A 15,632-nucleotide genomic window follows, 5' to 3' on the forward strand; every position below is an offset into this window, starting at 1 on the left:
GACGGGGGAGGCGGGGTGACGGATGAGGTGTGGTGACGGGATTTGGGTGCGGCAGGTTGGCACGTCCCGGATCGCCACCTTGTTCTCCCGCGAAGGCGGGGGTCCAGTCTGGGCTCCCGCGTTCGCGGGAGAGCAAGGGCATGGGTAGTGTAGAGCGGCAAGCAGCGACTTAGCGCGGGGCGTTGATCTTAATCTCGAACAGCGTGGGCCAGTATTTGCCCGTCACGAACAGCCGGTCGGCCTTGGCGTCCCAGGCGATGCCGTTCAGGACCGCCTCGGGGTCGGTCGCGGCGATTTCGGCGACCAGCGGGCGGAGGTCGATGATCGCGGTCACCTTGCCCGTGGCGGGATCGATGCGGACCAGGAAGCCGGTGTGCCAGACGTTGGCGAGCACGGCGCCGTGGACATATTCAAGCTCGTTGATGTCGCGTAAGGGACGACCGTCGATCGTCACCGCGACCCGGTTGCGTTCGGCCAGCGTCAGCGGGTCGCGCATCATCAGGCTGTCGCTGCCGTCGGACTGGATGAACCCGCGCGAGTCGCTGGTCAGCCCCCAGCCCTCGCCGGTGTAGCGGTTCTGGCCCCTTGGCTTCAGCGTGCGGACGTCCCAGCGATGCGCAATGCCGTCATGCCAGGTGAGGCTGACGAGCTGGTCCTTCCACAGCGCGAGACCTTCACCGAACTGCGCGGGATCGATTCGCGCCTTGGCGAGGATCTTGCCATCGGCGAGCGAGACGCGGCGGACGTCGGATTGCCGTTCCTGCCCCGTGCTCTCGTACAGCGCGCCATCGTGCCAGAGCAGGCCTTCGGTGAACGCGGTACGATCGTGCGGATAACGCGCGACGATCGTCGCGGACAGCATCGGCACGCGCACATCCGGCGCGGCGGCCGCCTGTACGCGGGCGGGTGCCGCCGACGACAGCACCGATGATGAAACGAGAACGGCCGGCCCCGCAAAAGCGAGGCCGGCCGCGATCGTTATCCTACCAAACATGGTATGGATCAGCGTTCTGCTTCAGTCAGCTGGATCAGCCGCCTGCGCTCAGGTTCACCGCTGCGTACTTGCCGCGACGATCGACCTCGAGCTCGAACTCGAGCTTGTCGCCCTCGTTCAGCGTCGCCATGCCGGCGCGCTCGACGGCCGAGATGTGGACGAATGCGTCAGGCTGTCCGTCGTCGCGCTGGATGAAGCCGAAGCCCTTCATCGCGTTGAAGAACTTGACCGTACCGGTTGCCTTCTCGCCGGTGAGCTGACGCTGTGCGCCACCACCGTCACGGTCACCACCACGGGGTGCACCCGGGCCGGCATCACGGTCACGCGGCGGGCCGCGATCGGTGACGGCCATCGGCTCGCCGTCGATCTTGAGGTCGGTTGCCGAGATACGGCCACCGCGGTCGACGAGCGTGAAGCCGAGCGGCTGACCCTCTGCGAGCGCGACCATGCCGGCCTGCTCAACAGCGCTGATGTGAACGAACACGTCCTCGCCGCCGTCATCGCGAACGACGAAGCCAAAGCCCTTCTGCGCGTTGAAGAACTTTACGACACCGGTGCCTTCGCCGACGACCTGGGGAGGCATGCCGCGACCACCGCCGCCGCCGCCACCGCCCGAGAAGCCGCCGCCACCGCCGCCGCCGCGGTAACCACCGCCGCCACCGCCGCCGCCGCCGAAGCTGCTGCCGCCGCCGTAGCTGCTGCCACCGCCGCCGCCGTAGCTCGAACCGCCGCCGCCGCCATAGCTGTTGCCGCCGCCGAACCGGTCGCCGCCGCCACCAAAGCTGCTGCCGCCGCCGAACTCGTTGTCGCCGCCGCCGAAGCTGTCGCGCTTATCGCGGCCACGCCCGCCACGGTTCCCGCGGCCACCTTTATCGAAACCCATAAGCTCTGTTCGTCTTCCCGGTTCGCCCGCAAATTTCTCAAAACCCTTGTGCCGGACGACGAACGCGGGTTTTCCAGCGCGAAACCTTTTGCGCCTTGAGGGGACCCTTAGCGCAAAATACAAGCGGTCGCGAATAGAATCTGATGCGACGGCCAGCGAATTGGACCGATACTGACGCAAGTGTCGCTTGTGCGCCACGGCTCGTCGCACCGGCGCCGGGCGAGCCATCTTATTGCCCGATTCCGTACGGCAGCGCATGACAGAGCCATTGAGCGTTCAGCCGCGGGCCGCTACGGCCACGGTCATGACAGTTTATCTCCACGAAGGCGACATCCCCGCCGATCTGTTCGCGGCGGGCGCCGCGATCGCCGTCGATACCGAGACGATGGGTCTCATCACCCCGCGCGACCGGCTGTGCCTGGTCCAGCTGTCAGATGGCGGCCCCGACGAGCATCTCGTCCGCTTCGCCGCGGGCGCCGGCTATGACGCCCCCAATTTGAAGGCGCTGCTGGCCGACCCGGCACGCGTGAAACTGTACCATTTCGGACGATTCGATATCGCCGCGGTCCAGCATTATCTCGGCGTCGTCGCGGCGCCGGTCTATTGCACCAAGATCGCCTCGCGGCTGGTTCGGACCTATACCGATCGCCACGGCCTGAAGGAGCTGGTCCGCGAACTGCTCGGCCAGGACATCTCGAAGCAGCAGCAATCGTCCGACTGGGGCAGCCCCGAACTGTCGGACGCGCAGAAGGATTATGCCGCGTCTGACGTTCGCTTCCTCCACCGGTTGCGGACCGAGCTCGACAAGCGGCTGATCCGCGAAGGCCGGATGGAGCTCGCCCAGGCGTGCTTCGACTTCCTGCCGACCCGCGCCGCGCTCGATCTCGCCGGCTGGCCCGAAATCGACATCTTCGCACACGCATGACGCATACGCCGCCACCTTCTCCGGTAGCCCGCCGCGCCCGCACCGCGCGGGAGGACTGGGCCGCGCCCGGCGGCAGCCATGATCGCTTCGTGGCGATCGCGCGCGTCGCGCTGCCGACCGCGATCGGCGTGCTGGCGGCGTTCCTGGTGATGGCGCCGCTGACCGCGGGCGGCGACGTGTCGTTCCTGCTCGACAAGAACAAGGTCGACGTCGCGCAGGAGCGGATGAAGATCCAGGCGGCACGCTATCGCGGCGAGGATGCCAAGGGCCAGGCGTTCACGCTCGACGCCGCCTCCGCGATCCAGAAGAGCTCGGCCGAACCGATCGTCCAGCTCAACCAGCTCGCGGCGCAGATCCAGCTGACCGACGGGCCCGCCAACATCAAGGCGAACACCGGCCGCTACGACATGGACACCGAGAAGGTGCAGCTGTTCGGCCCGCTCAACGCGACCGCGGCGGGCGGCTACGACCTGAAGACCACTAACGCGACGATCGACATGAAGGCGCGCACGCTCGAAAGCGGCGGGGCGGCGACCGGCACCGTGCAGCAGGGCACGTTCAGCGCGAACAAGCTGCGCGCGAACTTGGAACAGCGCACCGTGACGCTTGATGGCAATGCCCGCTTGCGGATCATCCCCAGAGGGCCGAAATAACAGCCATGCGCGTCCCCCATATTCTTGCCGGCTTGTCCGTTCTGCTCTCCACGACCGCGGTCGCGCAGCAGCCACACAACTCCAACGCCCCGATCAACTTCGGTGCGGATCATATCGAGCTGCAGGACAAGGCGAATCGCGCCGTGCTGGCGGGCAACGTCGCGGTCAAGCAGGCCGAGATGACGCTCAACTCGGCGCGGATGACGGTGGCCTATACGGGCCAGGTGATCGGCGGAAACCCGCAGGTCTCGCGGCTCGACGCGTCGGGCGGCGTGACGGTACGGCGCCCCGACCAGACCGCCAAGAGCCAGTATGCGATCTATGACCTCAACAAGCGCGTGATCACGATGCTCGGTGCGGTGACGCTGAACCAGGGCGGCAATGTCGTGAACGGCGGCCGGCTGACGATGAATCTTGACACCGGTCGGGCGGTCATCGACGGCTCGTCGGTCGGCGGCAGCGCGGGGGCGACCGCCGGCGGCGGCACCGTGACTCAGTCGGGCGGACGCGTGACCGGCACCTTCTCGGTCCCCAAGCGCAACTGACGCATCGGCACGTCGCGGGGGCTTCCCTCCGGCGGCGTGGTCATGCATGTTTCCTGCCAATCCCCGCCGACTTTCGCGGCGACACCCCATGCCGGACGTCCGGCAGCTGAATTTTGCGAGGGCCTGATCCCATGGACGCCACCACGCTGCCCCCGATCGAAGCGGTAGAGCCGATCTCGGAGCCGCCCGTCAGCAACGGGCTGCAGGTCGTCTCGATCGCCAAGTCGTACGACAAGCGAGTCGTGCTGACCGACGTGTCGGTGTCGGTCGGTCGCGGCGAGGTCGTCGGGCTGCTCGGCCCGAACGGCGCGGGCAAGACGACGTGCTTCTATTCGGTGATGGGGCTGGTGAAGCCCGATTCGGGCCGAATCATGCTCGACGGCGAGGATATCACGAAGCTACCGATGTACCGGCGCGCGATCCTCGGCCTCGGCTATCTGCCGCAGGAGACGTCGATCTTCCGCGGGCTGACGATCGAGAAGAACATCCTGACGGTGCTCGAGCTGTCCGAACCCGACAAGGCGGCGCGGCAGCGCAAGCTCGACACGCTGCTCGAGGAATTCGGGCTGACCCGGCTGCGCGCGGCACCGGCGATGGCGCTGTCGGGCGGCGAGCGGCGGCGCGCGGAAATCGCCCGTGCGCTTGCGGCGGATCCGTCGATCATGCTGCTCGACGAGCCGTTCGCCGGGATCGACCCGATCTCGATCGCCGACATCCGCGATCTGGTGAAGGACCTGAAGCGCCGCGACATCGGCGTGCTGATCACCGACCACAATGTCCGCGAGACGCTGGAAATCGTCGACCGCGCGTACATCATCTATGACGGGCGCGTGCTGTTCTCGGGGTCGCCTGCCGAGCTGGTCGCCGATGCGAACGTCCGCCGCCTGTATCTGGGCGAAGGCTTCTCGCTTTAGATTTATGGACAGGCTGGTGCATCCATTCCTCCCCGGCACGGGGAGGGGGACCAGCAAAGCTGGTGGAGGGGGGCCTCCGCGAACGCAGCGTCTGACGCGCGCCCCCTCCGTCGACGCTTCGCGCCGCCACCTCCCCTTGCAGGGGAGGATCTGGTGAGCCTCGCCCCTCGTCTGGACATCCGCCAGTCGCAGTCGCTGGTGATGACCCCGCAGCTTCAGCAGGCGATCAAGCTGCTGGCGCTGTCGAACCTGGAGATCGAGGGGTTCATCGCCGAGGAAGTCGAGCGCAACCCGCTGCTCGAATCGAGCGCCGCCGAGGATAGCGACGCCCCCGACCGCGAGCCCGTGCCCGAGGTTCGCGACGAACGCGTGGCCGCCGACGAGCTGGTCGCGGGCACCGGAGACGGCGGCGAACCGGCGCTCGACGTCGATTATGCGACCGAAAGCCACCAGCAGGACAGCGTCGCCGACGGCGGCAGCGGGATGGACGGCGCGCTGTCGATGACCGGTGCGAGCGCAGGCGGGCTCGGCGGCGAAGACGGCCCCGATCTCGAGGCGTTCGCGGATACCAGCCTGAGCCTGGCGGACCATCTGCTCGCGCAGGCGGGCCCCGCAATCCCCCACGAGGACGCGTTCATCGCGGCGCACCTGATCGACCAGATCGACGAGGCGGGCTATCTCACCGCGTCGCTGCTCGACGTCGCGAACCGTCTTGGCGTGCCGCTGGTGCGCGTCGAGCGCGTGCTCGCGACCATCCAGACGTTCGACCCGACCGGTGTCGGCGCGCGCGATCTCGGCGAGTGCCTCGCGTTGCAGGCGAAGGAGGCGGATCGCTACGATCCGTGCATGGCGCGGCTGATCGACAATCTCGACCTGCTCGCGCGCGGCGAACTGACCCGGCTCAAGCGCATGTGCGACGTCGACGACGAGGACATGGCGGACATGATCCGCGAGCTGCGCGGCTATGATCCGAAGCCCGGCTGCCGCTACGGTGGCGAGCCTGCGCAGTCAGTGACGCCCGACCTGTTCGTCGCGCGCACGAAGGCGGGATGGGCGATCGAGATCAACGCCGCCACCCTGCCCCGCGTGCTGGTCAACCGGAGCTATTATACCGAGCTGTCGGGCGGGCAGCAGGACAAGGCGTCGAAGGCGTGGCTGAGCGATTGCCTCGCCAGCGCGAACTGGCTGGTGAAAGCGCTCGACCAGCGCCAGCGGACGATCATCAAGGTCGCGACCGAGATCGTGAAGCAGCAGGAGGCGTTCTTCCTGAAAGGCGTCGCGCATCTCCGGCCGCTGACCTTGCGCCAGGTCGCCGACGCGATCGAGATGCACGAATCGACCGTCAGCCGGGTGACGAGCAACAAGTACGTGTCGTGCGCGCGCGGGCTGTACGAGCTGAAATACTTCTTCACGAGCGCGATCCAGTCGGCGGATGGCGGCGAAGCGGTATCGGCGCAGGCGGTGAAATCGGCGATCCGCGCGCTGATCGATACCGAGGGCGCGAAGATCCTGTCGGACGATACGCTGGTCGAGCTGCTCAACGCGAAAGGCTTCGACATCGCGCGGCGGACGGTCGCGAAATACCGCGAGGCGCTGGGGATCGGGAGTTCGGTGCAGCGGCGGCGGGCGAAGGCGCTGGAAGGGGTAAGGTAGGGGCGCGTTAGTGGCGCGCGGCTCGAACGCCAGTCCGTCCTCAGAAGCACACCTCCCCGGCGAAGGCCGGGGTCCAGTTGGAGCGTCCGGAGTAACGACGCGCACCATTCCTCAGCGACGTTTCCCAACTGGACCCCGGCCTTCGCCGGGGTGGTATAGTGTCTGGGGAGGTGTATTTTCGGGGGAGGTGTAGTTTCGGGTGGCGTGGGTTGAAGCGCTCAGTTCGGTACCTGCCCTGCCCCATCCGCGCCGGAAACGCTCGCGCCGCCCGGTGGCGTTGCACTCCGCGCCTCCCCTACTGCAACGTCGTACCAGCGCGACAGGTCGGCCTTCATCTGGTGCAGCGCTTCGGGGTTGAGATATGTCATGTGCCCCGCGGGATAATAGCGGAACGCCAGGTTCCGCTGGCGCGAGGGATCGAGCATCATGTGGCCGAGATCGTTCTCCGTCCCGAAGAACGGCGTCGCCATGTCGTAATAGCCGTTCATCGACAGCACGTTGAGATACGGATTCTCGCGCATCGCGGCGGCCAGGTCGACCGCGGTGTTGGGGTTGTTCTGCGACTGGCCGCCGCGGCCGGGGGCGTCGTGCTTCCAGTTCCACGTCCAGCCGGGCGCGTCGCGGGCGCTGAGGCGGTACGGCATCTCGGTCTTGTAGCCGAGCGTGTGCGTCACATAATCGTTGAAGGTGGCGATGAACGCGCCCGCGATCGCGGTGTCCGACGCGTCGGTCTCGGGCCGCTCGCCCGCCGCGTCGCTATCGACGCCGGTATAGCGCGAATCGAACCGGCCGAGCGTGAGCCGCTGATCGCGCAGCAGCTCCTTCTGGAAGCGCGCGAGGTCGATCCGCAGATTGGCGCGCTTGATGAAGTCGGGCGAGATGCCGATCAGCTGGCTCATCCGCGTCGCGACCGAATCGCGTTCCGCGTCCGAAATCGTCTGCCCCTTCGACAGCGCCGCGGCATAGGGCCCGGTCGCGAACGCACGCGCCTCGGCCACCGTCATGGCGACGTCGGCGGGACGGTTCTGCAGGCGGTTGTGATACCAGGCGCTGGCCGCATAGCTTGGCAAATAGTTGAGGTAGATCTCGTCGAGCCCGGGCTGACGGTACCCATAGTTCATGATCGACGACAGCAGCACGACGCCGTTGAGCGCCATCCCGCGATCCTGCAGCTGATAGGCGAGCGCCCCCGACCGGGTGGTGCCATAGCTTTCGCCGAACAGAAATTTGGGGCTGTTCCAGCGGCCATATTTGGTGGCGTAGCGCAGGATGCCCTTGGCAAATGCGTCGGCATCCTCGTCGACGCCATAGAAGGCGGACGGCTTGGTATCGCCCAGGGGTCGCGAATAGCCGGTGCCGACCGCGTCAATGAACACCATGTCGGTCTTGTCGAGCAGCGTGTCGGGATTGGGGCCAAAGTCATAGGGCGCGGGCCTGATATATTCGGGGTTGGCGGTCCGGAGGCGGACGGGCGCGAACGACCCCATGTGCAGCCAGAAACTGGGCGAGCCCGGACCGCCATTGTAGAAGAACGTCACGGGGCGCCGCGTGCCGGGCTTGGTGCCGTCGAGCGTGTAGCCGGTGTAGAACAGGCTCGCGGTCGGCTTGCCCTCGGTATCGCGCAGCGTCAGCGTGCCGACCGTCGCGGTATAGCCGAGCGACTTGCCGCCGACGGTGACGCGGCCCTTGGTCTTGACCTCCTGCTCGGCGACGGGGGCGTTGGCGTAATCGGCCTCCGCCTCGGCCTTCATCCGATCGGCGTTGCTCTCGGTCTTGTCCGTCTTGGGCACGTCCTGCGCGATCGCGGGCGGCGGGGCAGTCGTGGAGAGCGCGAGCGGCAATAGAGCGGCGAACTTCGTCGAACGGGCCACGGATCATCCTTGCGACAGGGGTAATGCCCTATCCTGCCGTTTGGCGAGCGAAGCGCAAGCTTCACGCTGGTTATCGCGGTCATCCTGACGAACGTCAGGACCCAGGGTTACAAACGATCCGCTCCGTGGCTCTGGGTCCTGACGTTCGTCAGGATGACGGGCGGCGGGGCCGGCGGCGCGCGCGGGTCAGTCGTCCTCGTCTTCGAACCCGACCAGCGCCAGCGCGCGCGCCTTGATCTGGCGGGTCATGCACCAGTGGACCAGCGCATCCTCGCGGCCGTGCGTCACCCAGACTTCGCGCGGCGCGATCTCGGTCAGCGTCGCGATGAGCTCGTCCCAGTCGGCGTGATCGCTGAGGATCAGCGGCAGCTCGACATTCTTCTGTCGCGCGCGGCCGCGGACGCGCATCCAGCCGCTCGCCATCGCGGTGATCGGATCGGGCAGCCGCCGCGACCAGCGATCGTTGAGCGCGCCGGGCGGGCACATCACGACATGCCCCGCCATGTCCGCCTTCTTTGTATCCGCGACGGGCAGCAGTTCGCCGAGCCGGACGCCGTGATCCGCGTAGAGATCGCACAGCCGTTGCAGCGCGCCGTGGATGTAGATCGGCGCGTGATGGCCGCGCTCGCGCAGTTCGGCGATCACGCGCTGCGCCTTGCCGAGCGCATAGGCGCCGACGACGACGCAGCGATCGGGGTTGGCGTGGAGCGCGGCGATCAGCTTGTCGATCTCGTCGCCGGTATCGGGATGGCGGAAGACCGGCAGGCCGAACGTCGCCTCGGTGATGAAGACGTCGCATTTGACGGGTTCGAACGGCGTGCAGGTCGGGTCCGCGCGGCGCTTGTAATCACCCGAGACGACGATCCGCTCGCCGCGGTAATCGAGCACGATCTGCGCGGAGCCGAGCACATGGCCGGCGGGCACGAAGCCGATATCCACCTCGCCCATCCGGATCGTCTCGCCATACGCGACCGGGTTGCCGGCTTGCGGGCCGTAGCGCGCGTCCATGATCGCGAGCGTTTCGGGGGTCGCCCACACCGCCTCGTGACCGCCGCGCGCGTGATCGGCGTGACCGTGCGTGACGAGCGCCTTCGCGGTCGGGATCGAGGGGTCTATCCACGCGTCGATCGGCTTGACGAGGATGCCGTACGGATGCGGTTCGAGCCAGTCGCCGAGTTTTGCCATGCGGGGGTAACGCGTGGACCGGGGTGCGGTGCCGTGATCGCGTGGCGCTGGGGTGAGACGGATACACGGTGGGGACCGCAGCACGGCGTATCACCCAAGCCCCGTCATCCTGACGGAAGAAAGGGGAGCGGGCGCCGCTCGCCTTGCCGGATGCAGCGCTCGGATCAGCGTCGACCGCCGACCTTGATCGTCGCCAGGATCGCGTCCATCTGCGCCGCTGCCGCCGCCTGGGTCGGTGCATTGCGCGGAGGCGGGGCACCGGCCTTGACCGCGTAGGTTATGCGATCGATCGCGTAGCACGCGCCGTTGATGACGCTGCGGAAATTGGTCGCGCTCACCTGCTGGCTCATTCCCGCGTCGCCGTTGGTGTAGACCGTCCAGCGATGCCCGCCGAGCATCCGGTTGGGAAGCCGCCGAGCATGACCCGCGACCAGCCCCTCGGTACCGCATGTGGCCACCACGCCCGCGCTCCGGCTGAAGCCGACCTGGAGCATCTCGGTCACCTGCCCCTGCCCGCCGGTCGGTTTGGCGACTTGCCAGAACCGGACGATGCCGACGCCGCGGCCGACCGCCGAGCCGTCCCACATCTGCCGCCAGCCGCTGTTCAGCAGCGCGCGACCGGCGAAGTTGCGGGTCGGTATTACGCTGGATGGATGGGAGAGCCGAACCATTCCTCCGCCCCCAACGAACGACTTGTCGGCGGCGACGGCATTGGCGAAGGGCAGGAGTGCAAGCAACGGGAGCGGCAGAAGATAGCGAAAAAGCGACACCGATTGTCTTTCACAACAGAGCTTTGGCCGAAATGCCGGTCGTTCTGCACGCGGTCCATAGCGGTGCGGCGCGTTGCCCCCATATGACGACGATGCGTGAACAGGCCGTGAGCGACCTTCCCCTCCCCCTGGAAAACTGGTTCGCGACGCGGGGATGGCGTCCGCGGCGGCATCAGCGCGAGATGCTGGCGGAAGGCCGGGCGGGCCATCACGCGCTGCTGGTGGCGGCGACGGGCGCGGGCAAGACGCTCGCGGGGTTCCTGCCGACGCTCGCCGAGCTGATCGAGGCGCCGACCGCGGGGCTGCACACGCTCTACGTCTCGCCGTTGAAGGCGCTCGCGGTCGACGTGCAGCGCAACCTGCTGACCCCGATCGACGAGATGGGGCTCGATATCCGCGTCGAGACGCGCACCGGCGACACGCCCTCGGACCGCAAGGCGCGGCAACGGATCAAGCCGCCGCAGATCCTGCTGACGACGCCTGAGTCTCTGTCGCTGCTGCTGAGCTATCCGGACAGCATCACGATGTTCGACACGTTGCGCACGATCGTCGTCGACGAGGTGCACGCGTTCGCGACCGGCAAGCGCGGCGACCTGCTGTCGTTGTGCATGGCCCGGTTGCAGACAATCGCGCCGGGGATGCGCCGGGTCGCGCTGTCGGCGACGGTCGCGGATGCCGACGGCTATCGCGCATGGCTCGCCCCCGACGGCGATATCGACCAGGTCGCGATGGTGCGCGGCGAGGCGGGTGCCGATCCCAACATCGCGATCCTGCTGCCCGAGGGTCGCGTGCCATGGTCGGGGCATTCGGGCCGCTATGCCGCCGCGCAGGTGATGGCGGAGATCGAGACGCACGAGACTTCGATCGTGTTCTGCAACACGCGCAGCCTCGCCGAGCTGATCTTCCAGGATCTGTGGAAGGTGAATGCGGGCAATCTGCCGATCGGTGTCCATCACGGGAGTCTGGCCAAGGAGGCACGGCGCAAGGTCGAGAACGCGATGGCCGAGGGCAAGCTGCGCGCGCTGGTCGCCACCTCGAGCCTCGATCTGGGGGTCGACTGGGGCAATGTCGATTGCGTGATCCAGATGGGCGCGCCCAAGGGATCGTCGCGGCTGTTGCAGCGGATCGGACGCGCCAACCACCGGCTCGATGAATCGAGCCAGGCGATCGTCGTGCCCGGCAACCGGTTCGAATATCTGGAGGCGCGAGCAGCCCTCGACGCGGTCGAGGCGGGGGAGCTCGATTCGGACATCTTCCGCGTCGGTGCACTCGACGTGCTGGCGCAGCATGTGATGGCGTGCGCGTGTGCGGCGCCGTTCCGCGAGGCGGATCTGCTCGACGAGATTCGCTCCGCGCTGCCCTATTCGGCGCTGCCGACCGAAACGTTCGAGCGCGTGCTCCATTTCATCAGTGACGGCGGCTATTCGCTGAAGGCGTATGACCGGTTCAAGCGGCTGACCAAGGACGCGGATGGCACGTGGCGGGTCAGCCACCCCAAGTTCATCGGCCAGCACAGGCTGAACGCGGGGATCATCGTCGAGGCGACGATGCTCAATGTGCGGTTCGGCAATGGCCGCGTGCTGGGTCGCGTCGAGGAGGCGTTCGCGGCGCAGCTGAGCCACGGCGACACGTTCTTCTTCGCGGGGCTCAGCCTCGAGGTGATGAAGATCGACCTCGAGGACCTGGTCGTGCGCGCGACGTCGAAGCCGGCGCGGATCCCGACCTATGGCGGCAGCCGGATGCCGCTGTCGACCAACCTGGCCGACCGGGTTCGCGGGTTCCTCGCGCATACAGGCGACTGGGCGCGGTTTCCCGACGACGTGCGCGAATGGCTGGAGATGCAGGCGTATCGGTCGGTGATGCCCGAACCCGGCCAGCTGCTGGTCGAGACGTTCCCGCGCGAGGGGCGGCATTACATGGTCGCGTACAGCTTCGAGGGGTGGAACGCGCACCAGTCGCTGGGGATGCTGATCACGCGGCGGATGGAGACGCAGGGACTTAAACCTCTCGGCTTCGTCGCGAACGACTATGCGCTGGCGGTGTTTGGGCTGGAGAAGATCACCGATCCGGCGGCTTTGTTCTCGGCGGATATCCTCGAGCATGAATTCGTCGAATGGGTGCAGCAATCGCATTTGCTCAAGCGCGCGTTCCGTGAGGTCGCGGTGATCGGCGGGCTGGTCGAGCGGCAACATCCGGGCAAGCGCAAGACCGGCAAGCAGGTGACGTTCTCGACCGACCTGATCTACGACGTGCTGCGCAAATACGAGCCGACGCATCTGTTGCTGGAGGCGGCGTGGGCGGATGCGCGCGCGCGGATGACCGATGTCGGGCGGCTGGCGTCGCTGCTCGACCGGGCGGCGGCGACGATGGTGCATGTCGACCTGGAGCGGGTGACGCCGCTGGCGGTGCCCGTGCTGACGCTGATCGGGCGCGAGAAGGTGACGACGAGCAGTTCGGAAGACGCGCTGCTGATCGAGGCGGAGGCGATGATCGCCGACGCGATGCGGCCGGATTGAGGGGGGACTTCCTAAGTTCTACTACCCCGGCGGAGGCCGGGGCCCAATTGGGGGACGCTGCTAATTGGGGGAAATGCGCTGTTACGACCACCTTTCCAATTGGGCCCCGGCCTCCGCCGGGGTGGTGGTTTGTGGAGCGTCGTTCTCCCCCAACAACGCCAGTTGCGCGCGGTTGAAATCCGGCGCAGCATTTGCAGCATGCGCAGGTGGTTGGGCCCGTTGCTGTTCGTGATCACCGCCCAGGCAAGCGCCCAGGACGGCGTGCTTCCGCGCCAGAATGCTGCACCGCCAACGGCTGCAGCATCCGCAGCAGACCCCGATGCCGCGACGCTGTTGTTCGGCGACGACCAGACGCGGATGACGGTGCCGGTGACGATCGCGGGCGCGGGGCCCTTTCCGTTCGTCGTGGACACGGGGGCGCAGCGGACCGTCATCGCGCGCGAGCTTGCTGCGACGCTCGGCCTCGCGCCGGGCCGTACGGTGCGCGTGACGGGGATGACCGGATCGGAGCGCGTGGCCACCGTCGTCATCCCCTCGCTCAAGGTCGGCGTGATCGGCAGCGCACCGATCGAGGCGCCGGCGATCGGCGCGATCAACCTCGGTGCGCGCGGGTTGCTTGGGATCGACACGTTGCAGGATCATGCGGTGACGATCGACTTCGACACCAACGTCATGACCGTCACCCCCTCGCGCAAACGCCGCCTCCGCGAGCGCGCCGCCCCCGACGAGATCGTCATCCGCGCGCGCAGCCTGTTCGGGCAGCTCGTCGTCACCGACGCCTATTGCAACGGCATCCGCATCCGCGTGATCCTCGATACCGGCACCTCGATCAGCATGGCCAATGCCGCGCTGCGCCGGAAGGTGACTCGCAAGGCGCTGGGAGGCGCGAATCGGACTCAGTCGGTGTCGTTGACCGGGGTCACCGGCGAGACGGTGGTTGCCGACTATACCACGATGGACCGGGTCTCGATCGGCAGCCTGACGCTGGGCGACCTGCCCGTGGCGTTCACCGCGGTCGACGCGCCGCCATTCGCGGTATTCGGCCTGGCCGAGCGCCCCGCGATGTTGCTGGGAATGGACGTGCTGCAGCTGTTCCGCCGCGTCGACATCGACTTCGCCAACCGCGAGGTACGGCTGGCGTTGCCGCGCGGCACCCGACGCCGTTGAGGTTGCGTCCGCCCCCGTTCGCTGCAACGCTCCGGCATGACACGATAAAGGGGACGATGATGCGGGCGACAGGTTGGCTACTTACGGCGGCGGTTCTCGCCGCGCCCGTCTCGGCGCAGGCCCAATCGCGGCCCGACCAGAAGGCGTTTCTCGGGCTTTACAAGGAACTGGTCGAGACCAACACGACGCTGTCCGCGGGCAGCTGTACGCAGGCTGCGGCGCAGATCGGCGCGCGGTTGAAGAGCGCGGGCTATGCGGATTCCGACATCACCTATTTCTCGGTGCCCGAGCATCCCAAGGACGGCGGGCTGGTCGCGGTGCTCAAAGGATCGGACGCAAGCGTCAAGCCGATGCTGCTGCTCGCGCATCTCGACGTGGTCGAGGCCAAGCGCGAGGACTGGGTGCGCGATCCGTTCACGCTGATCGAGGAGGGCGGCTATTATTATGCGCGCGGCACCGTCGATGACAAGGCGCAGGCGGCGATCTGGTCCGACGCGATGATCCGCTTCAAGACGTCCGGGTACAAGCCCAGGCGCACGATCAAGCTGGCGCTGACCTGCGGCGAGGAGACCACGTTCGCGTGGAACGGCGCGCAGTATCTGGCGAAATCGAAGCCCGACCTGATCGCGGCGGAGTTTGCGCTGAACGAAGGTGGCGGCGGGCGGCTCGACGACAGCGGCAAGCGCCAGTTGCTGGCGATCCAGGTCGGCGAGAAGGCTGCGCAGAACTACACGTTCCTTGCCACCAATCCCGGCGGACACAGCTCGCAGCCGACGCCGGAGAACGCGATCTACGAACTCGCCGATGCGGTGAAGGCGGTGCAGGGCTATGAATTCCCGGTGACGTTCACCGACACGACCAGGGCGTTCTTCACGGCCAGCGCGAAGGCGATGCCGGGCGAGATGGGGAGCGCGATCACGGCGTTGCTCGCCAATCCGGAGGACAAGGCGGCGGATGCGATCGTCAGCCGCGACAAGGCGATGCATTCGACGCTGCGCACGACCTGCGTGGCGACGCTGCTGAGCGCAGGGCATGCGGAGAACGCGCTGCCGCAGCGCGCGACCGCGAACATCAACTGCCGGATCTTTCCGGGGGAGACGGTCGACGGCACGCTCGCCAAGCTGAAGGAGCTGGCGGGCGCGAAGGTGACGGTGACCGCGAACCAGCCGGTGCGCCCGACCGCAATCCCGCCGACGCTCGATCCGAAGATCATGGGCCCCGTGGCGAAGGTCGCGGCGAAGCATTTTCCGGGGCTGCCGATCCTGCCGATGATGTCGACGGGCGCGACCGACGGCATCTTCTTCGAGGCGATCGGGATCCCCGTCTACGGCGTGCCGGGGATGTTCATCGACAAGGACATGGGCGGGATCCACGGGCTGAATGAGCGGATCCGCGTGGCGTCGCTCTACGACGGCCGCGATTATCTGTTCGATCTGGTGAAGGCGTTCGCGGGGTGACCCCGAATCCCTCTCCCCTCGGGGGGTGAGGGAGGGAGGATCCCTAGGCGACGGAAGGGTGAGGGGCGGTGGGATCAGCGTCCCGAGCCTCACGCCCCT

Annotated in this window: 13 protein-coding genes; 8 read left to right on the forward strand and 5 right to left on the reverse strand. The window is 67.3% G+C overall.

Annotated elements, in window-relative coordinates; all coding sequences use genetic code 11:
- Window positions 1-169 precede the first annotated feature (169 nt).
- Both ASF00_RS16560 and ASF00_RS19250 read right to left on the reverse strand, forming a co-directional pair.
- Window positions 170-994, reverse strand: a complete 825-nt coding sequence (locus tag ASF00_RS16560) for a glutaminyl-peptide cyclotransferase (RefSeq protein WP_055881876.1) — start codon at window positions 992-994, stop codon at window positions 170-172.
- 34 nt (window positions 995-1,028) lie between these two features.
- Window positions 1,029-1,877, reverse strand: coding sequence for a cold-shock protein (locus tag ASF00_RS19250; protein WP_055881879.1), 849 nt, complete (start codon window positions 1,875-1,877; stop codon window positions 1,029-1,031).
- A 304-nt stretch (window positions 1,878-2,181) separates the two neighbouring features.
- Between ASF00_RS19250 and ASF00_RS16570 the strand changes: the two genes are divergently transcribed.
- The 5 genes from ASF00_RS16570 to rpoN all read left to right on the forward strand — a co-directional run bounded on the left by ASF00_RS16570 (window position 2,182) and on the right by rpoN (window position 6,567).
- Complete coding sequence (locus tag ASF00_RS16570) at window positions 2,182-2,802, forward strand: ribonuclease D (protein WP_055881883.1); 621 nt, start codon at window positions 2,182-2,184, stop codon at window positions 2,800-2,802.
- Window positions 2,799-3,455 (forward strand): LPS export ABC transporter periplasmic protein LptC, encoded by a 657-nt coding sequence (gene lptC, locus ASF00_RS16575; RefSeq protein ID WP_055881886.1) that lies wholly within the window; start codon window positions 2,799-2,801, stop codon window positions 3,453-3,455. Before ASF00_RS16570 ends, lptC begins: the two co-directional genes overlap by 4 nt.
- 5 nt (window positions 3,456-3,460) lie before the next feature.
- Window positions 3,461-4,000 carry an LptA/OstA family protein gene (locus tag ASF00_RS16580; RefSeq protein WP_055881890.1) on the forward strand — a complete coding sequence of 180 codons (540 nt, stop codon included), beginning with the start codon at window positions 3,461-3,463 and terminating at the stop codon, window positions 3,998-4,000.
- 131 nt (window positions 4,001-4,131) lie between these two features.
- Complete coding sequence (lptB, locus tag ASF00_RS16585; protein WP_055881895.1) at window positions 4,132-4,914, forward strand: LPS export ABC transporter ATP-binding protein; 783 nt, start codon at window positions 4,132-4,134, stop codon at window positions 4,912-4,914.
- A gap of 153 nt (window positions 4,915-5,067) precedes the next feature.
- Entirely contained in the window at window positions 5,068-6,567 is a 1,500-nt protein-coding gene (gene rpoN / locus ASF00_RS16590; RefSeq protein WP_055881898.1) for an RNA polymerase factor sigma-54, read from the forward strand.
- A 218-nt stretch (window positions 6,568-6,785) separates the two neighbouring features.
- Here the strand turns inward: rpoN and ASF00_RS16595 are convergent, their stop codons facing one another.
- From ASF00_RS16595 to ASF00_RS16605, 3 genes are all read right to left on the reverse strand, one after another.
- Window positions 6,786-8,438 carry a S10 family peptidase gene (locus ASF00_RS16595; RefSeq protein WP_055881901.1) on the reverse strand — a complete coding sequence of 551 codons (1,653 nt, stop codon included), beginning with the start codon at window positions 8,436-8,438 and terminating at the stop codon, window positions 6,786-6,788.
- A 186-nt stretch (window positions 8,439-8,624) separates the two neighbouring features.
- The gene (locus ASF00_RS16600; protein WP_055881905.1) at window positions 8,625-9,623 is read right to left on the reverse strand and encodes a ligase-associated DNA damage response exonuclease; all 999 of its coding nucleotides are present in this window, start codon (window positions 9,621-9,623) and stop codon (window positions 8,625-8,627) included.
- Between the two features lie 164 nt (window positions 9,624-9,787).
- Entirely contained in the window at window positions 9,788-10,294 is a 507-nt protein-coding gene (locus ASF00_RS16605; RefSeq protein WP_156348407.1) for a hypothetical protein, read from the reverse strand.
- 191 nt (window positions 10,295-10,485) lie between these two features.
- Between ASF00_RS16605 and ASF00_RS16610 the strand changes: the two genes are divergently transcribed.
- The 3 genes from ASF00_RS16610 to ASF00_RS16620 all read left to right on the forward strand — a co-directional run bounded on the left by ASF00_RS16610 (window position 10,486) and on the right by ASF00_RS16620 (window position 15,533).
- Window positions 10,486-12,909 (forward strand): ligase-associated DNA damage response DEXH box helicase, encoded by a 2,424-nt coding sequence (locus tag ASF00_RS16610; protein ID WP_082463528.1) that lies wholly within the window; start codon window positions 10,486-10,488, stop codon window positions 12,907-12,909.
- A 198-nt stretch (window positions 12,910-13,107) separates the two neighbouring features.
- Window positions 13,108-14,076 carry a retroviral-like aspartic protease family protein gene (locus tag ASF00_RS16615; RefSeq protein WP_082463507.1) on the forward strand — a complete coding sequence of 323 codons (969 nt, stop codon included), beginning with the start codon at window positions 13,108-13,110 and terminating at the stop codon, window positions 14,074-14,076.
- A 59-nt stretch (window positions 14,077-14,135) separates the two neighbouring features.
- Window positions 14,136-15,533, forward strand: a complete 1,398-nt coding sequence (locus tag ASF00_RS16620) for a M20/M25/M40 family metallo-hydrolase (protein WP_055882432.1) — start codon at window positions 14,136-14,138, stop codon at window positions 15,531-15,533.
- Window positions 15,534-15,632 lie beyond the last annotated feature (99 nt).

Source organism: Sphingomonas sp. Leaf34 (assembly GCF_001421805.1).
Classification (GTDB): domain Bacteria; phylum Pseudomonadota; class Alphaproteobacteria; order Sphingomonadales; family Sphingomonadaceae; genus Sphingomonas.